19 protein-coding genes are annotated in these 22711 nt (G+C 40.1%); 5 read left to right on the forward strand and 14 right to left on the reverse strand.

Features of this window, described 5'->3' with window-relative positions:
• The first annotated feature begins 341 nt into the window (after positions 1-341).
• Both ACDX78_RS19350 and ACDX78_RS19355 read left to right on the forward strand, forming a co-directional pair.
• Positions 342-1514 (forward strand): iron-containing alcohol dehydrogenase, encoded by a 1173-nt coding sequence (locus tag ACDX78_RS19350; RefSeq protein WP_486029956.1) that lies wholly within the window; start codon positions 342-344, stop codon positions 1512-1514.
• Between the two features lie 253 nt (positions 1515-1767).
• Positions 1768-2382, forward strand: a complete 615-nt coding sequence (locus tag ACDX78_RS19355; protein ID WP_486029958.1) for a GDSL-type esterase/lipase family protein — start codon at positions 1768-1770, stop codon at positions 2380-2382.
• 109 nt (positions 2383-2491) lie between these two features.
• On the opposite strand, the gene ACDX78_RS19360 is transcribed toward ACDX78_RS19355, so the two are convergent.
• The 10 genes from ACDX78_RS19360 to ACDX78_RS19405 all read right to left on the reverse strand — a co-directional run bounded on the left by ACDX78_RS19360 (position 2492) and on the right by ACDX78_RS19405 (position 16827).
• Positions 2492-3439, reverse strand: coding sequence for an alpha/beta hydrolase (locus tag ACDX78_RS19360; RefSeq protein WP_486029960.1), 948 nt, complete (start codon positions 3437-3439; stop codon positions 2492-2494).
• Between the two features lie 218 nt (positions 3440-3657).
• A complete protein-coding gene (locus ACDX78_RS19365; RefSeq protein ID WP_486029962.1) occupies positions 3658-4902 on the reverse strand; it encodes a M20 family metallo-hydrolase in 1245 nt (414 codons plus the stop codon).
• A 68-nt stretch (positions 4903-4970) separates the two neighbouring features.
• Positions 4971-6077, reverse strand: coding sequence for a mandelate racemase/muconate lactonizing enzyme family protein (locus tag ACDX78_RS19370; protein WP_486029964.1), 1107 nt, complete (start codon positions 6075-6077; stop codon positions 4971-4973).
• A 49-nt stretch (positions 6078-6126) separates the two neighbouring features.
• Positions 6127-7278: a M20 metallopeptidase family protein gene (locus ACDX78_RS19375; protein ID WP_486029965.1), complete on the reverse strand. Its 1152-nt coding sequence runs from the start codon at positions 7276-7278 to the stop codon at positions 6127-6129.
• A gap of 114 nt (positions 7279-7392) precedes the next feature.
• A complete protein-coding gene (locus ACDX78_RS19380) occupies positions 7393-8808 on the reverse strand; it encodes a YfcC family protein (protein ID WP_486029967.1) in 1416 nt (471 codons plus the stop codon).
• Positions 8809-9354: 546 nt separating this feature from the next.
• The gene (locus tag ACDX78_RS19385; RefSeq protein WP_486029968.1) at positions 9355-9939 is read right to left on the reverse strand and encodes a DNA-3-methyladenine glycosylase; all 585 of its coding nucleotides are present in this window, start codon (positions 9937-9939) and stop codon (positions 9355-9357) included.
• 262 nt (positions 9940-10201) lie between these two features.
• Complete coding sequence (locus tag ACDX78_RS19390) at positions 10202-11926, reverse strand: sulfate adenylyltransferase (protein ID WP_486029969.1); 1725 nt, start codon at positions 11924-11926, stop codon at positions 10202-10204.
• A gap of 364 nt (positions 11927-12290) precedes the next feature.
• The gene (locus tag ACDX78_RS19395; RefSeq protein WP_486029971.1) at positions 12291-14966 is read right to left on the reverse strand and encodes a YhgE/Pip domain-containing protein; all 2676 of its coding nucleotides are present in this window, start codon (positions 14964-14966) and stop codon (positions 12291-12293) included.
• 92 nt (positions 14967-15058) lie between these two features.
• Entirely contained in the window at positions 15059-15634 is a 576-nt protein-coding gene (locus ACDX78_RS19400) for a TetR/AcrR family transcriptional regulator (protein WP_486029973.1), read from the reverse strand.
• A gap of 164 nt (positions 15635-15798) precedes the next feature.
• On the reverse strand, positions 15799-16827 hold the full coding sequence (locus tag ACDX78_RS19405) for an aromatic acid exporter family protein (protein ID WP_486029975.1): 1029 nt from the start codon (positions 16825-16827) through the stop codon (positions 15799-15801).
• An 82-nt stretch (positions 16828-16909) separates the two neighbouring features.
• Here ACDX78_RS19405 and ACDX78_RS19410 point away from each other — a divergent pair, with 82 nt between their 5' ends.
• On the forward strand, positions 16910-17428 hold the full coding sequence (locus ACDX78_RS19410) for a methyltransferase family protein (protein ID WP_486029977.1): 519 nt from the start codon (positions 16910-16912) through the stop codon (positions 17426-17428).
• Positions 17429-17471: 43 nt separating this feature from the next.
• Here the strand turns inward: ACDX78_RS19410 and ACDX78_RS19415 are convergent, their stop codons facing one another.
• Both ACDX78_RS19415 and ACDX78_RS19420 read right to left on the reverse strand, forming a co-directional pair.
• Positions 17472-18122 carry an SDR family oxidoreductase gene (locus ACDX78_RS19415; protein WP_486030027.1) on the reverse strand — a complete coding sequence of 217 codons (651 nt, stop codon included), beginning with the start codon at positions 18120-18122 and terminating at the stop codon, positions 17472-17474.
• 216 nt (positions 18123-18338) lie between these two features.
• On the reverse strand, positions 18339-19403 hold the full coding sequence (locus ACDX78_RS19420) for a C45 family autoproteolytic acyltransferase/hydrolase (RefSeq protein ID WP_486029979.1): 1065 nt from the start codon (positions 19401-19403) through the stop codon (positions 18339-18341).
• A gap of 231 nt (positions 19404-19634) precedes the next feature.
• Between ACDX78_RS19420 and ACDX78_RS19425 the strand changes: the two genes are divergently transcribed.
• Positions 19635-19973 carry a hypothetical protein gene (locus ACDX78_RS19425; RefSeq protein ID WP_486029981.1) on the forward strand — a complete coding sequence of 113 codons (339 nt, stop codon included), beginning with the start codon at positions 19635-19637 and terminating at the stop codon, positions 19971-19973.
• Entirely contained in the window at positions 19963-20760 is a 798-nt protein-coding gene (locus tag ACDX78_RS19430; RefSeq protein ID WP_486029983.1) for an ABC transporter substrate-binding protein, read from the forward strand. Before ACDX78_RS19425 ends, ACDX78_RS19430 begins: the two co-directional genes overlap by 11 nt.
• A gap of 383 nt (positions 20761-21143) precedes the next feature.
• On the opposite strand, the gene ACDX78_RS19435 is transcribed toward ACDX78_RS19430, so the two are convergent.
• Both ACDX78_RS19435 and ACDX78_RS19440 read right to left on the reverse strand, forming a co-directional pair.
• Complete coding sequence (locus ACDX78_RS19435) at positions 21144-21377, reverse strand: hypothetical protein (RefSeq protein ID WP_486029985.1); 234 nt, start codon at positions 21375-21377, stop codon at positions 21144-21146.
• A gap of 153 nt (positions 21378-21530) precedes the next feature.
• On the reverse strand, positions 21531-22697 hold the full coding sequence (locus ACDX78_RS19440) for an MFS transporter (RefSeq protein ID WP_486029987.1): 1167 nt from the start codon (positions 22695-22697) through the stop codon (positions 21531-21533).
• Positions 22698-22711: the final 14 nt, after the last annotated feature.

Genomic DNA, 22711 nt, shown 5'->3' on the forward strand with positions numbered 1-22711 from the left:
CTTACGACGTACAGGACGTGCTAGTGCCGACAATGCCACAATTCTTTATGATGGGACGAGGAACTACTGTCCCGTAGTCCCAGGACGTGGCGTTTTTGTCGGCCAGCCAGTTACACTGCGATAAATGCAATTTCCATTATTACAAATCATATTGCGTTTGTATGTAGTCCTTTTGATCTACTTGTTTTTATATAACGGAAAATAAACCTATAATTATTTTATTTCATCACTGAATAGATGAATTTCATTATTTCAACCATTCTTGTAGCTTTTTATTTGCCTTTATAAAGAACTATATGGTAAGTCATGTAGTAGGTTCTTTAAAATAAGGAGGAACATCTGTGAAATCCTATAACTACTTTTGTCCGACCCAAATTGAGATGGGAATGGGGAAGGCCAGGAAACTTCCAAGTATGCTGCAGTCCCTACAAATCAACTCATCTATCTTACTTGTAAGTGACCCAGGTGTAATTCGTGCGGGAATAGTTAAGCCGATAAAAACTGCACTGGAAGAAGCTGGATTTCAAGTATCGTTATTCGACTCCATATCCCCCAATCCCAGGGACACCGATTGCTTAGCTGCTGCTGAACAATTTCGTGACTTTAATGCAGGCGCTGTTGTTGCCATCGGTGGTGGAAGTGCGATGGATACAGGTAAAGTTGTCGCACTATTTGGACCGAATGGCGGGACACCATCTGACTATGCAGACGGTCTACGTCCATACACCAACATTGCACCAATTATTTGCATTCCAACCACAGCGGGAACAGGATCGGAAGTCACTCGCTCCGCTGTTATAACCGAAGCATCTACACATCGGAAAATGACACTAAAACACGCTTTATTGCGACCCATTTTGGCCGTTCTTGACCCTGAATTAACATTCAGCGTTCCATCTTCTGTCACTGCCGCTACCGGTGTTGACGCATTGGTCCACGCCATTGAAGGATATACGTGTAAAGTAACAAATCCAATTTCACAAGCGCTTGGTGCCAGAGCGATGCAAGCCATTATTCCAGCATTGCCCATGGCCTTTCATGATGGCCAAAATGAAGCAGCTCGTCAAGACATGTTAGAAGGAAGCTTGTTGGCTGGTCTGTGTTTTGGTTCTGCTGACGTGGCAGCTGTGCATTGTTTAGCAGAAGCGCTTGGTGGGCTTTATGACACTCCTCATGGTGTCGCAAATGCCGTCTTCTTACCATATGTTCTACAATTCAACGCAGCGGAAAACAAGCAAATTCACGCTACAATAGCACGATATATGAGATTTGCAAAGGAATCGGACACAGATGAAATAGCTGTCGAAAAGCTCATAAAAGGAATTGCAGCTTTAATAGAGGATCTCAATATCCCCAAATTGAAAGACTTACCTGATATACGGGAAGAAGATTTCCCAAGTATTGTGGAATTGGCGTTACAGAACGGCTCAACATCAAGTAATGTTCGGATAGTTACACCTGCTGACTATCTGCAAATTCTTGAACGGACTTATCACGCACAGCCTGTATACTGATTGCCTAGATTTACAATAGATAATTGAGCAATAAAAGTGCGATACATGTTATTCATGTCTAATATGTATCGCACTTTTATTTAATAATTTTTTACAATTAATATCTTGATAAATATCTCGCTTTCGTGTACCTACCTTAGGTTCCGACCACGATTTTCCTCGTGTACGGTACCCTACGTCCCCCTTTCATGTATTTCACACACTCCAGGTTCTCTCATATACTATAAGACTATTTGTAAAAGGAGTGCCTTTCATGCCGTTAACATACACCGCACTTGGGGATTCTTTATCAGCAGGAGTTGGCTCGGCTTTCAGCAGTGGATATGTACAAAAATATGCACAAATTCTTGAAAGGCTTTATCACACTTCGATACAGCTTCATGTCCATGCAAAGCCGAAGATTACAACAACTGATTTCTTACAGTTTCTCTCCAACCCTCTTGTAAGACACGATATCGCAGCATCCAACTTCATCACCATTTCTATTGGAAGTAATGACCTTCTTCAGGCAAATAGAGCCTATATGAAACAAAAAGATCCGTGGATATTGGAAGAAGCGTACATTCATTTCCGGCAAAACATGCATAATATCATTCATGAGCTGATTCATATTCATTCACATACGAATCATTCAACATATATCATACAAGTTCTCGGATTATACAATCCCTATCCACAGCTCCCTCATAGTGATCCATGGATCCAAAAATTCAACACTGTGTTAAGCAGATTTAATTCACATACTGTGAGATACGTAGATCTATACGCTGCATTTGCCTATCACGGAAAAAAGGTATTGTCGTTTGGAATACACCCCAACGGGAAAGGCTATCAATTAATGGCTGAAAGATTAAAGGAAACACTATGAGGGTGCCTGGGACTGTGCGTAAATGCTCGTTGCTCGTCCCACCTTAAAGATCTGTCACTCCCCGAAAATCGTGGAAATTTGTCGATTGGGACATAGGTAAACTGTCCCATCATTCACCCAAAACACGATCAACAAACGCTCCCACTCTTTCTTTGAATTCTCCTGTAATATTATCCATTGCATCTGTATGCCCGGCATCAGGGACAATCCATAACTCTTTCTCTCCGCCGGCAGCATCATGTATTTCATATGCCATATCAGTTGGAACCAGGTCATCATCTCCCCCGTGAATGAGGAACAGCGGCAATGTATTATCTTTTACCTGATCGATGGCAGATGCACCACCAAGCGTATAGCCTGCTCTAATTTGAGTGATCACACTGGTGATTTCAAGCAGTGGGAATGCCGGCAATCCATATATATGCTGCAATTGGTGTGCCAACTCATCCTTTACGGTGGTATATCCGCTATCGGCAACGATTCCCTTCACTTCATCCGGCAAGTCTTCGCCGCTGGTCATTAGTACGGTGGCAGCTCCCATCGAATTCCCGTGCAAAATAATTTCTTCTGCCCCATATTCCTTCATCAGCAAATTAACCCAGTCAACAACATCCAATCGATCATGCCAGCCATATCCTATGTAATCCCCTTCACTTTCCCCATGCCCCCGTGCGTCCGGAAGCAGTATATCGAAACCTCTGTCATAATAAAGTCTAGCCAGCTTCCCCATATCTTCTCCGGTGTTGCGGAACCCATGGACAAGTATGACAGCCCGTTGGTCATCAGCATCATTTTCAATAAACTGGGAAACCAAATTCAAATCATCATAGGAAGTCATTTCAATGAGCTCTTTTTCTTGGCTCTCGAACCAATTGTTCACTTCCTCCAAAAGTGCTTGATCCGCAGCAGATGCCACCGTATCGGTTTCTTCCCGGTGCAGTTCCACCTCCGTTCCTCTTTTAATCCCTTCCCCGTAAAAGTAATTACCCGCAAAAATTAATCCAATAAATACGATAGCAAGTAGACTTGCAAAAGTAATAAGTAATTTCTTTTTCATATTCGTACTCCCCCACCATTGCTACTTTAATTTTCTGATTTTTCGTCAACTAAATTATAGCAGATTGATGGTTTGGCTGAAAACTATTAATCCAATTAAAAGTGTTTGCAGACAGAAAACGGCAGCATCATTAAAAAGAATGCAAAAGAGGCTTCTACAACTTAAATAAGGGAAAGGACTTTTATCCCTTTCCCCTCTCACAATAAGTAATTTATTACTTAATTTAAATCCTTATCCATATTGGCCAGCCGGCATACAGTCTCAAATAGTACATTTACCCCTTTTTCAATATCCTCATCCATTGTTAATTCAGACTCAACGTGACTTTTACCATTTACACTTGGAACAAAAATCATGCCGGTTGGCGCCATATCACTCATAAAACGAGCATCATGGCCTGCTCCACTTGGCAATTGCTTAAAAGAGCAACCAAGATCACGGGCACTGTCCTCCATAAGTTCGATGATTTGCGGATGAAATTTGTTCCCTTCCACTTTTTCGATGTCTTTAATGTCTAGGCTGACTCCTCTATTTAGGGCGATGGTCTCCATGTTTGTTTTCATTCTTTCCAAAGCCCTTTCTTTAACCTTATCTTCCAAATGCCGTAAATCAATGGTAAAAAACACTTCACCAGGAATGCTGTTGATGGAATCCGGGCTGACTGAGATGCTACCAACTGTTGCAACACCTCCATGTTCTGTTCCATTTTGCTCAATGGCAAGTATCATTTCAGCAGCTGCATTTAAGGGGTCCTTTCTCATATTCATTGGGGTTGCCCCCGCGTGGTCTGCTTCACCACTCACTGTTACTTTCAGCCATGCACTTCCAAAAATACCGGTTACTACGCCTATGGAAGTACTTTCCTTTTCCAAAAATGGCCCTTGTTCAATATGTAGTTCAACAAATGAATGTATATCCTGCAACCGGTTTTCCAACTTTCCTTTGTAACCAATCCACTCCAACTCTGCTTCAAAAGTTTTTCCATTCCGATCTTTCTTTTTATAGATTTCAGCTTTTTCATAAGCTCCTGTCATTCCGCCAGACCCCATCATTGAAGGAGCAAACCGTGCGCCTTCCTCATTTGTAAAATTAACGATTTCCACCGGTCTTTCCGTTTCCAGTTTTTTATCGTTTAACGTTCGAACTACTTCCAATGCAGACAAAATACCGAGCACCCCGTCAAACCTGCCCCCAGCCGGCTGTGTATCTAAATGGGAACCAATGACAACTGGACGCTTATCTGTTCTTCCCTTCCTCCTGCCATACATATTACCAAAATCATCAATCCTCACCTGTAATCCAGCTTCTTCCATCCACAATTGGAAAAAATTACGCATCTGCCGATCTTCCTCTGAAAGTGCCAGCCTTCTGAGACCATTCCCAGGTATTTCTCCTATTTTAGCGCTTTGCTCTATCGTATCCATTAGTCTTTCTATATTTATTGTGGAAGTTCCTTTGTTCATTTTTATCTATCCTCCTCAAAGTTTGGCTTATTGATTATATTCCTTTTCATTGGCACACTATGAATTTATCATTCCACTTTAAAATGTTTGACTGCTTTTTGCCTGACAAACGCTTCATCAACTTCAATCCCAAAACCAGGCTGATCATGAACAATTATCATGCCATCACGATATTCTGTTTTTGCTACATCCTCTTTAAACATCATCGGACCAACCATTTCATTTGAACGAATAATCTGCTGGGAAAAGCTAAGGTGGGCTCCTGCCATTGTTGCAACGGCAGATTCCACCATCGAACCAACCTGGCATGGCAGTCCTAGAGAATCTGCAAGATTTGCCAGCTTTAGTGCCGGGTAGATACCCCCAGTTTTCATCAGCTTAATATTGATATAATCGGCTCCCCTAAGTTGGGATAATGCTATTAAGTCTTCAGCTTGGTGAATACTTTCATCTGCCATAATGTTAACGCGTGTGGCATGCCGCACTTCAGCCATAGCTCCATGATCTCCGGCTTTTGTCGGTTGCTCATACCATTCCACTTTGCAATCACGCGTTTTTTCAATAACATAAATTGCTTCATTTGCTGTCCATCCCTGGTTGGCATCCACTCGAAGCTTAATGTGCTCAGGCAGTACCTGACGAACCATTCGAATTCGCTCTATATCTGTACCCGGGTCTGTACCAACTTTTATTTTCACATGGTTTATCCCTTTTTTCTCAATTTCTTTCGCTTCTTCTGCCATTTTTTCAGGGGGTAAAATACTTATCACATTTGGGATATCCAAATAATCATGTGCCTGCCCTCCGATCAATCGATACACAGGCTGTCCTGAAATTTTCCCCATCAAATCATAGAGGGCAAGGTCTATTGCCGCTTTTGCAGCAGGTGCTTCGTGCATTTGTTCATTCATTTTTCGATGAATTCGATTGATATTGAATGAGTATTCATTGATAACAAGAGGAGCCAGCTCGTGACGAATGATTTCAAATACGCTATCCCATGTTTCTCCTGTAACATGCTGATCGGGGACTGACTCACCCCAGCCAATATGACCATCCTCTGTTTCCATTCGGGTCAAAATCACAGGCATATCATGATAACTGTCATAGGAAACAATAAATGGCTTCATCAGAGCCAGCTTCAATCCATAAACATCCACCTTCTTAATTTTCATTACCAATGCTCCTTTGTGTTTGATAATTTTTATTTTTCAGCGTGCTTCTCTATCGATAGTCTTTTATGAGTTGGATCATCCATTTCATGGCATTCGGCAAAACTTTCTCATCAATATCAAAACGGGAGTGGTGATGAGGGTACTTGCTTTTTTCGCCGCCCATTCCAACAAAAGTAAAAGCTCCCGGCTTGTATAGCAGGTAGTTTGAGAAATCCTCAGCTCCCATAATAGGTGTCATTTCTTCAAAAACATCATTACCAAATGCCTTTTGCACAGCACGCTCCACTCGCTCGCTTTCTTCCTTATGATTAATCAAGGGTGGCGTACCTTTAATATATTCGACCTTCCCTTTTGCATGAAAGGTGTTGCAAATACCTTCAGTAATTTCACGTATACGTTTTTCAATATAACCCACTGTCTCCAGTGAAAAAGCTCGTACAGTACCTTTCATCGTAACCGTGTCGGGAATTATATTGTATGTTTTTCCGGCTTCTATACTTCCAATCGATATGACTTTCGTCTCGTTTGGATCTGTATTTCTACTCACGATTGCTTGCACTGCCTGAATAATATGAGAGGAAATATAAATGGGGTCAACCGTTGTATGCGGCGTTGATCCATGACCTCCAGACCCTTCAATGGTAATTTCAAATTCATCCGAAGAAGCCATCATTGGGCCATGGGCCAGACCAATTTTCCCTTTTTCCAATCCCTGCCACAAATGAAGACCATAAACTGCATCCACTCCATTCAGCGCACCTTTTTTCACTAGATTTGCTGCCCCGCTTGGCTCTGTTTCTTCCGAGGGCTGAAAAAGAAGGACGATATTGGGAGAGACCTTACCCCTGTTTTCTGAAATCCACTGCGCAACTCCCAGCAATATAGCCATATGTCCATCATGGCCACAGGCATGGGAAATACCCGGATTTTTGGATTGATATGGCTTTTCTCCTTCTTCCTGTACAGGCAATGCGTCCATGTCCGCACGTAATGCGATTGTCTGATTCCCTTTTGCTCCATTTATATATCCAACTACATGTGGCAATGGGTAGTCCAGCAACTCAATATTTAACTCGCTCAACCTTTTTTTGATAAATTTTGCCGTTTCAAATTCCTGCCATGATAATTCCGGATACTGATGAAAATATCGGCGGTCTTTAATTACTTGTGCTGTTAATTCTGCGAATGTTTTTTGACTCATATATTCCCTCTTCATATAAAATATTGTTTTAACACTTATATAAACCAAAGTGCTGTGGAACTTCATGTCCAACAGCACCAGTGGTTAATAACTATTATATTAAAAATAACAAAATTAAAACAGGAATAAATGAGCAATCGTCACAAAAATTCCCCCAAGAATATATTGAATAACCAGTAATGGCCAAATCCATCGCACCCATTTTGTCCAGGCAATTCCCGCTGCAGCTAACCCTGCCATGAAGTACCCTGAAGTTGGTGAGAAAATATTCGAAATACCATCACCAAATTGAAAAGCCAGCACGGCTGTTTGCCGTTCCACACCAACTAAATCAGCAAGTGGGGTCATAATCGGCATCGTTAAGGCCGCCTGACCGCTACCGGAGGGAACGAGAAAGTTCAATACAGATTGAGAAAGATACATTCCGACTGCCGTCAATTGACTGGGTAAGCCGCTGACCGCGTTGGACAAAGCATACAAAATTGTGTCCATGATCCGCCCGTCCTGCAGAACAGCCAGTATACCGTACGCGAATCCAACGACGAGTGCACCCATCACCAGCGTCTCACAGCCTTTAACAAAGTTTTCAGCAATAGAATTTACTTTCATTTTAGCAACGATACCCATTAATATCCCCATTAAAAAAAACAGCCCTGCAATTTCTGTAATGTACCAACCGAACTCAATAACACCAAAAGCTAATCCGAAAACAGTCAATACCAAGATACCCAAAATAATTCCTTGCCGTGTTGTTAATTCCTTTCTTTCTACTTCTTCTACCTGTTTTCTTTTCTGTTTATCTTCTTCATACATCAGACTCTTTGTAGGGTCTTTATTTATCTTTCTCGCGTAAAGCATGACATAGGCAATGGTAATGCCGACAAATATAAGCCAAAATATAATTCTTGGTACAAGACCTGAATAAATGGGAAGTTCTGCAATTCCCTGTGCCACACCTATGGTGAACGGATTCATAAAAGCTGCAGAAAAACCTGCTGCTGCCCCACCAAGTACAATGCCGGCACCAACGAGGGAATCATATCCGAGCAGTAATGCAAGCGGCGTAATAATCATAATGTACGGAATCGTTTCTTCCGCCAAACCAAAGACCGCTCCACCAAGGGCAAAGAAAACCATCAGAACAGGAATTAAATAAAATTCTTTTCCGTTCATCTTTGTCGTTACAGATGTTACGGCATTATCCAACGCACCGGTTGCTCGAAAAATCCCAAACGCTCCTCCAATAATAAAAATAAAGAAGATAATTCCCGCTCCATCTACCATACCCTGGTGTATGGACTGAAAAATTTCCAAAAATCCAACCGGGGTAGAGTCTACCTCTGCATAAGAACCATCGACGACGACTGTTTGTCCATCATCTGTTTCGGTACGCTCGTATTCACCAGCCGGCACTAAATAAGTTGCAATAGCCGCTATCACAATCAATATAAAAATAATGACATAAACATGAGGTACTTTGAATTTACTGGATTTGCTTCCCTTATCATAGTTCTCGTTTATTTCAGACATGCGTATTCCTCCTTATTTTTTATTTAATCATTCACCCAAACAAGTAATTGCAGAGCTGATATATAAAACAAATTTCTAATCCTACTATTATAAAGCTTTCTACCGGAATGATCTGGTGAGGCAGTTTTTAAGTTATATCAAAAACAAGGAACAAATATCACGATAGAAAATTAATAATTCTCCTACAAATAGAGAGATACTAATCTCTGTTTTTAGGTTGATTTTTTACTTCCATTTTCTCACCTTCGTCATAGTTAAAATCTTAATATATACCAGCTCATTTCGCAATTTTATTTTGTAATTTTTTAAATAAATAAAACAACCTATCTAACTGTTAAAATGGTAAACAACCACATAGGGCGTTTTGCAAGATGAGGTATTCTCTTTACAAATTATTTTGAGAGGCGCCAATGAATTGCCGGATTAATCCGAGAAGCATATTAATATACTCACCTCATGTTACGAACACATCCCGGTCTAATGCATAAACAAAATTGGTTCTTGCACATAGACTTGTTGCTGATTTCCAATAAATTAATGAATAAATCATCTTGAAACAAACGGATTACCCGAAACCCAAAACCTGTAAGGATAATCCATTGCTTCCCCGCTATTATCAATTCCAATCCTTTTTCCCTGCTCAATGCCTTCCGGTTCTTCACCTTCAGCAATAAATAAGGGCGGTTCAAGCAAGGAATGCCCATAATCATCCATATCAATTCCCAATGCTTTTGTCAGCTTCCCCGGTCCGCTCGTCAGATTCTGAAACTTTTTCACCGGTCTTCTTTTCAACATATTATCTATCCCTGCATAAGGCTCTACAGCTCTGATCAGCACAGCTTCAGGCTGTTCTTCCTCGCCGCTTACTACATTAATAAGCTTGTGCGTATGCATTTGATAGATGTATGCCAGACCTGCTTTCTGATACATGATATCGGTTCGTTTTGTTCTTCGGTTTCCAAAACTATGTGCTGCCCGGTCTGTTATCCCTAGATAAGCTTCCGTTTCTACAATAATACCTGAAGCTGTTCCTTCCTCTGTCTCTTTTATTAAAATACAACCTAGCAGTTTTTTCGCCAGGTCAAGCGTTGTTTCCTGATAAAATGATTCAGGGAGTGGTTTTCGCTGCATATTTCCCCTCATTTCAAAAAAGATTAAATACCCATCTAGCAAATTGTCCAATGAGACGTGGAAAAAACAACAATATATCCACAATGGTAACAATCCAATCAAACCGTTCATCATTTTTCTTTTTCGGTTTACTGATGATTACTCCCCCTTCGTTCTTTCCTTATATAATGTATTATAAGTAATATCATAAACTATGTACAACTTGAAAAGAGGAGATAGCTTTTCACTATCCCCTCATTACAAAACAAAATACCAAGTTATGCTAGTCTTCATCACTCCCGCGATAACGCTGATAAGGAAGCGGATTCCAAGTCCTGTAGGCCAATGCTTCCGACCTTAATGCAGATGGAATATCATCAAAAATTCGTTTAGCTACTTTTAATTCCTGCGCTGCTTCTTCCTTATCCTGATACATAAATTCATCAGATGCTTTTTCTGCTGCTTTATTCACTTTTTCCTCCAAATATTCCACAACCATATCCTGCTGTTTATGAATGGCTTCACGCGCATCAGCTACCCAATCAGCTTGTGCTGTCCGCAGCGTATCGGAAACATAACTGAATTCATCAAAGATTTCTTTATAAATTCGATCCGCATTTGACCGGACATCTAAAATAGCCTTCTCCAAGTCATCAATTGTCAGTTCTTCTGCTTCAAGGGCTTGATTTCGCATGGCGCCGCCCAGCCTGGAACGATTCAAATAGTACGGGAAAATACTTTTAATTGTTTTTCCGACCGGCGAAACGGCTTGATTATTTTCATCGATTCCTTTTGGCTGAACTCCCTGCATCGCAATTCGAGCTGATTCCGGCCTGACAATTTCTTTAGGCGGCAGCACACCATAACGCAATAATTCCCTAATACCTGTACCCGAAATATTAATTCTATAGCGCTCATCATGCGGACAAGTCATCTCTGTTGCCGGATGGTCACAACGCGTGCAATAAAATACTTCATGGAACAAGCGGATATCTATCCCTAATTCATCCGCTGTAAATTCATCAAAAATAGTATGTGCTGCATATTTGTCGTAATAGTCACCAATACCGGCATGATCCCGGCCAATCAGAGCATGGGTACAACCATAATTTTTCATAATGATGGCATGCAAAACTGCTTCCCGAGGGCCAGCAAAAATATACGTCACCCTTAATGGGGCCAGCAACGTTCTGTCTTTCGGATAATAATTATCCAACACACTGCGATAGGACAGCATGCGAAACTCATGTCTTGTATATTCGCGTTTGGCCATTTCTACTAATGGCTGAACAAATAAACCATCTAATTCTTCCAGCGCATTCCTATGAATATACTCATGCCCGCGGTGCAGCGGGTTTGCCCCTGTAATAAATCCGCCAACAGCGTTAAATTTCTTTTCTTCATAAAATTGTTTCCAAGTATCTTTTGGTTCCATTCTTATATTTTCAAATGGTCCCCAGTGTACCCTGCGCAGTAATTGAATCGGACCGCCTAAAGCAGTGTCACCCATTCTGCGGTAAACAGCATCCACCCCGGGGTGGTTCCGGTCTGTTGTTCCAAACAGGTGGGAAGCACGGAAATCCCGGTCATAGTGAAAAATATCATCCAATTTCAGAATGGCAACCGGCTCTTTCGATTCATCGGCAAGTGCCACCTCATCTCCAACGGATAATGTTTTAATAATTTGTTCATTCCGCTCGCCAACTGGTGCGAAACTGAGCGGCACAGGCCAAATAACACCATTTTTCAAACGCCCATCTGTGAGAACGGACTTATAATCCTCCTCATTCATAAAACCTTCGTTCGGAGACAGCACGCCAGTTGCTATCATTTCAACTGTAATTACAGCTTCCAAATCTATCATGATCATTGGCAGCTGCTTTGCTCTTTCCATGGCATCATCAAGCGCTGCCCCTGTAAGTACCCTGTTTACTAATTTTCCGCCATGCGGCTGCTGCGGATAACTGGCCAGCTTTTCTTCATCCAGTACGATTGTTTCTTTCTCCATTCTCTTCTCCCCCTCATTCCCCTTTGTAATCTATTGAATGGGACCTTCACTTTTTTCCACTTGTCCCTGTATTCATATATATGGAAGAACAACTTTCACTATAACTGTGAATGACTGTCTGCAAAATATTAATTGTGTACGCTGGATTTTAGAAAACGCCTACTTTTACTGTGATATAAAATCTGCAAAAATACAGACTACAAAACTGAAATAATAAAAAATCTGTAAATTCTATATATTTGTATATTAACGGATTTCATATAGTTTGTAAAGGCGTTTATCCTCCAAGCTCTCCATTCTTATGAAAAAGTAAAAGGTGTTACCCTGCTGTTTTAGAGGCTAACACCTAATACCTTCTGCTGTTCTAATCAATGAGTCTGCTTGCCTTCGATTTTTGATACGTTTTTTCAATTCGTTCTGTAAGAATTGGCTTTAATAACTGACCAATAATTAATGCAAGGATCCAAAACACAAGAAGAAACACTATATTTTTCCAAACGAGTGAAGAAATAATCCCGCCAAGGGCTTCTCTCAACAGGTCTATAGCATAGGGGAAAGGCATAAATGGATGGATAGCCTGAAAAAATGACGGAGCTACATCGATTGGAAATGTCCCCCCGCTGCTTGATAACTGAAGGACAAGCAAGACAATTGCTAATGCCTTCCCTAAATTCCCCAAAATAGAAACGAGTGTATAAACAATTGTCATAAAAATCACAGCAATGATCACGGAAAATAATATTGATAAAAATGGGTGAGCAGCATAGATTCCAAGTAATTGTAAATTCCCTACACTTACAATAATCCCTTGGAGTACTGCTACGATTAAAAACAATATCATTTTACCAAAGTATACCTGCCGCAATGTGTAACTCTTTCGCATGTCTTCCGGATGGAGATTTGTTGATATTAAATTGGATAATAACAATGCCCCGACCCATAAACTTAAAACAGTGTAAAAGGGAGCATTCGCTGAACCGTAGTTGGGTATATGGAATAAACTCTCTTCTTTTAAATTAACCGGACTTGCAAAAAAATCGCTCTCTTCATCCAAATCATTTCTTAAAACGGATATCAATTTAGTAATTCGGTCCCCATCTTCTATAACGCTTATTCGATCTACCGTTTTATGAATTGTTTCTTCCAAATCAGGAAGGTGCTCCCGGCTAAAGTTATTTAACTCACTTAATGACGCTTTTACTTCTGGTACTTGATCTTTTAAAATTTCCGCAACCTTTACGTACTTTTGTTCAACACCGGGGAGATCATCTTTAATCATTTTGGCAACGTGACTCACACGACTTTCTATAACCGGCAAGTCATCTCTTGTAAAATCTGCTACCCTTTTGATTATATCAATGACATCTGGAAGTTCTTCCTGTGTCTTTTGTACAAGCTCTGTCACTCTTGCCTCCACATCAGGTAACGTATTTAGCAACTCCTTGATTGTTTCCTCTCCTGCAATTACCACCTGCTCTGCCTGTTCAAGGACTTCTCCAATTTCGTCGAGTTCAACATAGGCATCTCCTATCTCAGATACCGACTCGGGTAAATTATCCAATAATCCTGCATACGCGTCATCTACATTCTCAGCCCATTCGCCTTCCAATAAATTTGCAAAATGGCTTGATGATTTTTCAGCCTTATGTGCTTTTTGACGAACTGTCTCTATTTGTTCCGTGTTAAGCTCTTCATGTTCCAGGTGTCCAATGAGCTGTTCAACTTCTTGTTGAAGAGATTCCAATACATTTTGCAGCTCTGTTAATCGATCAATGATTGCAAGTACATTTTCATCTTTTGTTGCTCCATATAGTATTCCATACATGTCAATGGTGTTTTCGAGGACATTTATATTAGATGCTAATTGATCATTTAGCTGTCTAAAAACGCTTGCCATCCCCTCCACCGATTCCTCATTTTCAATCATAGCCAGTGTTTGATCGACAGCCGACGCTGTTTGGTTCATAACATACAGCTGTTGAAGAAAAATTTCATTTACTGAATCTACTGAGCCTTCCACCTCCTGTACAAATTCACGAAGGGTCTCCACATATTCCCCGGCTTTATCTCTTTTTTCGACCAATGATGGGATTCTCTCTTGAATATTATTTATATTGTTATGTGCCAATTGGGTATTCTCTAATCCCCATTCCAGACGATTGGCAACTTCAGCAAATCGCTCAGCAATTGAATTTAAATCTTCAGCGGCTTGCTCCATTTCCGGAATAGACTGTTCCAGTTTTAAAACTTCATCACCCAACTGGTTAATAACAGGAAATTGTTCCTTCAAGCGTAATATCAATTCTGCACCACTATGAATTTGCGGGAAATAATCTTCCAATGCTAAAAATTGCTCTACACTACTATCAATTTCTTCCCAGTTTTCCTCTACCTCTATTAAGGTTTCAGCATATCTGTTTATTTCCGGTAAATGTTCGTCCAGTTCATAAATAACCTGTTTTATCCTCCGCATCGTTGGAAGTTCTTCTTCCAGTCTTATACCCAACCTGTCGAATTCCTCAAATAAAACCTTCGTTGTTTCTTGTACAAACTGTTCATTTATATTAGTTACAATAGCCGAAGCACCGGCTGATGTCATTTTAGGCGCAATAGCATTTATCTTTTCATTTACCTGATACGTTACCTCTGCTTTACGAGGCTCTCCATGTATTACTTGAGCCAGGCTTTCAGAAAATGCATGATCAATATAGATGCCTGCATAGTAATCACCATGCTTCACTCCATCTTCTGCCTCTTGTCTTGATGTAAATTCCCAACCCATTTCACGGTTATCTGCAAGGTTTTCGACCAGCTGATCCCCAATATTAATATACTCGTCTTCAATCTCTGCCCCTGCATCTTCATTCACTACAGCAATTTGTATTCCCTCCGTATTTGAATATGGATCCCAGGAAGCTCCTAAATTAAACCAGGCATACAGCGCAGGTAAAATAGCCAGTCCAATTAGCAGGATCCCTACGAAAGGCACCCTCCGTATATTTTTTAAATCTTGTTTAAAAATACTCCAAATATTTCTCATAACTCCTCCAATACAGTATTGCTATGATAAAGTATATTTTGACCAAAATAGTTTTTTGGTCAATTCACGAAAAATAAAAAAGGTAACTCTTATTACTCGCTACCTATACCTTCAATAAAATACATGTTTATTAATTCTGCAATCTGGTCTTTATCTAAAGACTCATAACGGTCTTTCCAATCATTAACTAGATTAACGTACATTTTAAACATTAAAAAAGCTGTGATCTTAGGATCGCACTCCCTCAGTTCTCCCCGTTCTATTGCCAATTTAATTTTTGACTCAATGAATTCACAAGTTTCATTTTCAATATCCTGAAGTACTTCAATAACCTCAGGAGTCCCCATCTCCTTTACTTCCTGTGAAAGTTTAATCATCAGCTCATGTTCTTCCTGGAATTTGGTAACTGCAAATAAAGCAGCATTAAAGTTTTCAACAAAAGGATGTCCGGTTGTAACTGCATCTGTCGCTATTTTTCTCATTTCAATACCCAGTTTGCGAATAATTTCATTTAACAACTCTTCTTTTGTAGTAAAGTAAGTATATATCGTACCTTTACCCACTTTAGCTATTTTTGCGACTTGATCCATTGTAGTTCCTTTATATCCAAAAAGGCTGAATGACTTCATTGCTGCATGTATAATTTTTACTTTTTTATCAGTGATCATTCACAGTTCTCCTCCGTTATGACCGAAAAACTATTTTAGTCATTTCATCCCTTGTAATTTTATCAAAATGTGAAAACTAAAGCAAGTGCATTTTGAAGTGTTTCATCCAATTGCTATTCCAGGAAAAAACTCACGTCTCACGCCCCATCTGCTTTCAGATAAGATTACTTTACTTTCTGATGAAATGATTTTGCAAGATTGTAAATCGATAATAATTCATATAAGATGATTAGGTCCGGAGGAAATCCTGTGAGATAATCAACATGCTTCCCAGCTGATACATTTCCCTCCCAAAATAACTTACGCAGTTGTAATTCCTCTTCCAAGTGCTTTTCTTCATCATATCTTGAGTTATCCTTCAGATTATTAACGAGAAATCCGGCAGCATGCTGAATCACTTTTTGTTTTTCCGTAGATAACAAAAATATTTGGGGCGGCATATTCATGAGATTCGTCATATGGTAGTGAATCAGCCGCAGATTTTTCAACTTCTGCTCGGCAAGGTGGAATGCATCTCGTTCACTTCCCACAAGCGGATGATATTTGGATTCCTCCCTTTGAAACTGAATTAATTTTTCCGATTGCACGATCTTTTTATCAAGCTGGTTTAAATCAGATTGATTTTGCGCTGGGTCATTCTCATTCAGCAAACTTTTCATAATTTTCCCTATTGTGTTCCCGGTTTGCTTAGAGATTTCTCTTATATTTTGTATGATCTCCCTCGTGTAATCCGGCGGGAGCACAAACATGTTTACCATAGTTGACACAAGAAGCCCTACAGTGGTAGTTCCGAGACGAATAAAGAAAGATATTAAATAGTTGCTGTGAATTACTTCCACCATAGCTACGGAAGTTAATGTCGCTACAAGAAGACCGGCGTGCAACTTCAAACGAAAACAGGTTGCAATGGTCAGTACAGCTGCCAATGTATATGTAATCGGAGAATTTCCGAACAACGCAATAAAGATAACAGCATAAGCTGATCCTATAGCAGAAGCCGGAAAACGGATCATGCCTTTTTTAATGGAGTCAGAGACCGTGGGCTCCAATGTTACAATTGCCGTTATCACAGCAAATACCGGCGGCCAATTCAGCAATTCACAAATCCATGCTGTAAGGAAAATGGCAACCCCTGTTTTAATTACCCTGCTTCCAACGAGCTCAAGAACACGCTTCAACCTTTTGACCCCCATTAGCACAATATCTTATACTTAGTTTAACACTTTTAGAGACAAAATTTAGTATCTTTACTGTGAAAATATGGAGGTGGGCATGATGAAACCGGACAAGCCATCTATTCTGTCGCAATTCCTTTCCATTACCATATTGCCTTTTAATGTCACTGTGGTTATTCCGGTGATTTTGTTATGCTTGTTTTCTTCCCGTCTGGCCTGGGGATTTGCTTTTCCGTATCATGTATTTGTACTATTTATCGGCGGGGTAATTTTCATTCTGGGACTGGTTATTGTCATATTGTCAATTCGTCAGTTTATCCAAAGGGGAAAAGGTACACTCGCGCCATGGGATCCTCCAAAAAACTTGGTAGTGAGCGGGCTTTATCGATACATGCGAAATCCGATGATAAGTGGAGTGGCATTTATTTTACTGGGTGAAACGATTTTTTTTGGTTCATGGCTCTTGCTTATTTGGTTTATCTTATTTTCCTCTGTTAATTATATTTATTTTATCGTTGGAGAAGAGCCGCTGTTGGAAGAAAAATTTGGAGCGGATTATCGGGAGTATAAAAAGAATGTTCCGCGTCTTTTGCCCAGAAGGAACCCGTGGAAACCATAAAAGACAACTCACCGCGGCAAGTTGTCTTTTATTTGAAAAGTTATCAGATGGAATTCACTGCATCTTCAACAGGCGTTGTTCCCTTCACTACTTGAAATTCTTTTCCGATCGACTTTTCATTTTCCAAACTGGCGAGGATTACGCTTGCAATATCTTCTCTCGCAACCTCGTCTCTATTCACTTCAGATGCTGCACTAACCGTTCCTGTTCCTTCTTCATTTGTCAGTAATCCGGGATGTATAATGGTATAATCCAGATCAGTTGCTTTTAACCATTCATCCGCATAATGCTTGGCGACAACGTATGGTGCAAAGTTTTCATTTGCTTCCTGAATTGCTTTACGGGTTGTATCAAAGGAACTAATCATAACAAAACGCTTTACACCTGCAGCTTTAGTCGCTTCAATTGTTTTAACTGCTCCATCCAAATCAATCATAATGGTCTTGTCTTTTCCAGTGTGACCACCGGAACCTGCAGTAAATACGACTGCATCGACCCCATCGGCAGCTTTTGCTATGGCATCTATGTCATCCTCCAGATCTACTACAGCTGTTTCTGCTCCTAAATCTTCAAAAAAGGAAGCCTGCTCCTGTTTGCGGATCATTGCTCTTGCTTCCAGGTTATCACTTTTTTGGATAAATTTAACCAAATGCTTTCCAATCTGACCATTTGCACCTACTATCAGAACCTTCATTGTATCATTCCTTTTCAATAATAATTTAGCCATATCTTTAATGTACCCTATGTTCATCGTAATAAATCAGCAATGGATTGTCTATTTTAGTGCATTTCATAAGAGTTGAAATGATTATATCCAAACAACTTAATCATCATCTATTGAACAGCCTCTAAATTCCCTGTTTTTCACATTTATTATAAATGGAGGAAAGTCATTTTTCATCATTACCATTTATGACTTAAACCAGTCCGCCTTTTCCCTATTTACAAATGGAATCTCTGTATCTACTTCTCCTTCCACACGTTCTACCGGAAAATCCTTCCCATCCAGCCATGCTGCAAAATCAAACTTTTTCGGTTCCTGATCCCCACCCAATGCATACCAGGCTTCCAGTTTTGAAGGAAAATAAGCAGAAGTATGAATCGTTCCTGCCCAGTTTCCGTAAAGTTTCGAGAATACGCCTTGATCAGTATCATTTAATAGTCTGAATGCTTCTTCCCCTGTTAAATGATGCGGTGCCACGGCTTCCATCGCACGCAATCTTTTCTTGGAATCTTCCAAAACATGCCGGTTTTCCTCGGTCATCATTTCAAAATGATTGGTACAGGCATTCCCCTGCCGCACCTCTACCCTTCTTGGTGAGGTTTCTACTATGGAAGGTATCTTGCTGTTTTTATCAAATAATACGTAGCTGAACGACCCACGGTGAGGAATTTCTTTTAACAAATCAGCTGCTTCATCGACATTCTCGCACAGCTCTAAAATGAGCCTGCCAATCATATTGCAGACAAAGCCATCCCCCGGCCGTCTCCGGTGCATAAAAGTGTAACCCATCGTCAGCCCCTTTTCATTCATACCATCAGATCTTCCGGTAATTTTCTGGCATACCCCGATAAGGGCATTTCCGCCGTCTGTTGGCTGAAAAAGCGAGTATATGCCATCATAGGTTTTTGGATGGTAGTCATAATTGCGGACAAGGTAGTTTTCACCAGCAAAAATGGAGCAGCCGGAGGGATCAATTTTAGTCCTGTACCCTCCAAACTCTAACAACACCCGTTCCATTGGCCAATTCAGCGCGTCCCTAAATCCTGAAAATTCATCCCAAATACGCGGAGCCACCGCCTGAAAAACCTGCTTTGTCTGTTCTACTTTTATATCAAATCGCGGCTTTCTCACTTTCCACTGCTGCTCCCTGTTTTTTATTAAAATGGAATTTTGCAGTCTCTCTCCCTGAAAATAGCCAAAATCATAATGCGTGCCACGGAATTGGAGCACATCTGAGAATATTTTTTTCATGTATATGTCCCCCGTTTATTGATCCCAGCATACAAATGCTGGATATATAGCTTCTATATTGAATATACAGGAATAATGTGGAACAGTAAAAAATCGAGATTGTATAGTATTTACTTTGCACCACTACAAAAATCAAAATAGGATTCTAACTACACAAATTATATTCTTATATTTTCAAATACGTTATAATACATGTAAATGGTGTAAATATAATTGGTTGGAGGTACCGTGATGAAAGAAACTGTTTCAATTCATGCATTAAAAACGCTCATAGAAAAGAAAACAAAGAAAAAAATCCTTATCAAAGTAATGTGGAATGATAACGATAAACTAACGTTATTTATTACCCCAAATATAAAAATCAACGCTTTTATATATGACGAAAAAGAAGGCTATTTGTTTTATGATCATGATGGAAAGCAGGTAAAACATGAAATTCCTTGCGTTCTCACTCAGAAAGAATTGGCTGATGGAAAAGTAAAGCTGGGTAGCAATATACTGATTAATGGAGAAGCTTTATCAAATGAAGATATAATTCTTTTAAATAAGGAGGAGGAAAATGGCAAATAAAAAAGTGACCGATCACCTTGGCCGCACGGTAAAATATTCCTATCCGCCAAAGCGTATTATTTCAATTGTTCCCGGGGTTACGGATATTCTTTATTCCTTACAATTAGAAAATGAAATCGTCGGCCGAACCCGGTATTGTATTTATCCAAAAGATAAAGTAGAACAGGCAAAAAAGATCGGCGGAACCAAAAAAGTAAAATCTGATCAAATCAGGGAGCTTGAGCCCGACCTTATTATTGCGGAAAAAGAAGAAAACACAAAAGAAATTGTGGAAATGCTGGAAGAAGAGTTTCCCGTTTATGTTTGTGAAATGCAATCAGTAGATGATACGTACAAAATAATTGAGGACCTCGGGAAAGTTACAGGTCGGGAGTCAGAAGCGAAAAAACTGCAGGTGAAAATAAAAACCGCTTTCGAATCACTTCCATCCGGGCAGGGCAAAAAGTTTGCCTATGTCATTTGGCAAAACCCTTATATGGTAGTCGGATCTGATACGTACATCACTTCTCTGCTGGAAAAAATGGGATTCATCAATGCTTTTTCCGGATATGACGGAAGATATCCCGCTGTTACGGAAGATGATTTTCGAGAGGCTGATTTGAATTATGTTTTTCTCGCCACCGAGCCATTTCCATTCCAGGAGAAACACATCAAAGAATTCTCAGCGCTTTTCCCTGATATTCACGTCATGAGTCTTGATGGTGAAATGTTCTGGTATGGTCCAAGGATGATTGAAGCAGCAGAATATTTTAATAAAGTGTTTAACAAAGCAACAACAAGCGATTAAGGCGGCTGCTTTTACTTACAGCATCACCATAAGAAAAACAGAAATCGTAAAAATCGAAATCACTGTTGTGGCTAAAAATATATAAAGAACTCTGCCTTACCAACGTTTGATACTTCTCTGCAAAAACGTAAACAATCGAGCCTGTTGGCAGGTCTGACAGGATAACCACAGAAATTGCCCATAAATTGTCCTACAGCGGGAAAACGACATATACGAAAAAGGTGCTATTAATGGTAAAGCCACTAATTTAAAACCAAGCAATGTGATAAGCTCGGATAATTGATCGTTTTTGTTTTTCAAAACCGTGTCTATCCAGATAACCCAAGACCCAGCGCAACTAAAGCAGTCGGGCCGGCAGCAGGGCCAAGTGTTGCTTTACATACTTAAACCGGCTTAGGCAATGGAAATTGCGTTACTGTGACAAGCACGCCTAATATTAATGAAGCATTAGTCGGGTTTAATAACACAGATTTTGCAATCATTCCGGGTAAAATCAGCAAGCTTGTCTGTTCACTGTGCTTTGTATTCAAAACCTTTGCTATCTCAAACATGCCTACAACAAAACCGCATAAAATAATGGCAAAAACCGGGATCACCGCTTGAAATAATACAATCAATGCGTTCACCTCGTTCGTACACTGCTTTTTGCACTATCAATCTATGCGACAAGGAAAGGCTATTATATTAAAAATGGTATTTTAGATAGACGACGAAAAATGCACAAAAATAAAACGCCTGAAGTAGAATTCAAGCGTTGCTGAGCAGTCATTTTATGATGTTTCATCCGCGAGCCTTGTTCTGGATAATGAAATCTGGAACATCACCAAGACAAACACGGATAAAAGAATACCGAAAATATAAGGCAATCCAATGAAAATAGAATACAATCCTCCTCCCAGTACCGGACCAATTATTCTTCCCAATGAATCAAAGGAAGATAAAGAACCGGTGACAACCCCGTAACCTACTTTCGACTTCTTCGTTAATAACGAAGACACACTCGGACGGATGACCCCGTTTCCTATACCAAAGATAGACAGGAAAATAGCTGCTGTGATAAAGTCCTGGATGAATAGGATTAACGCAAATCCGAGTGCAGAGATCATGATCCCCACTTGGATGATCCGCACTTCCCCGAATTTTTTTGTCAATATCCCCATTGAACCTTGTACTACTGCGCTTGCCAGTCCCATAATCATGAAAATATAACCTAGTGTAACGGCGTCCAACCCAGCCCTTGCTGTTGCAAAATATGCAAAGGTTGCTTCCAGAGCAGCCAATGATACCGTTATAAAAAATTGCAGAAAATATAACGTGGATAACGGGCCCTTAAAAACATTTTTCCAAGATACTTTTTTCTGTGCAGCTGCGTTATTGGTTGATAGGTGAATGGATTCTTTCAGTATAAACAATACCAGGAACATCGTAAGGAGCGACACCGTTCCAGCTATGTAAAAAGGTGCATCCAAGTTTATATTTGTAAACATGCCGCCAATTGCCGGACCGAATATAAACCCCAGCCCTGTAGCTGCTCCTATAATTCCCATACCCTTGCCACGATCTTCTTCTGTAGTTATGTCCGCAACATAAGCCATTACAGTTGGCATATTCGCTGCAGATAAAATACCACCAATAAAACGGGCAACAAATAACATCCAAAGTTGTGAAGACAATGCCATCATGAAAAAGGATAGAGAAAGTCCAAAAATCCCAATCAGGATGACCGGCTTACGGCCGATACGATCGGAAATACGCCCCCACATAGGCGCAAATAGAAACTGCATCAATGAATAAACTGCCATTAATAAGCCAAGTTCTGTCGGCGATGCCCCCAGTTCCTCAGCGTAAAAAGGAAGGACAGGTATAATAATTCCAAAGCCAACCATGACAAGGAACATAATGATAAATAGAATTGGCAGTACTTTACTTAGCTTCAATGTTATTTCCACCT

It is taken from the genome of Virgibacillus oceani (genome assembly GCF_041521345.1).
In the GTDB taxonomy this organism is placed as follows: Bacteria; Bacillota; Bacilli; order Bacillales; family Amphibacillaceae; genus Virgibacillus_N; species Virgibacillus_N oceani_A.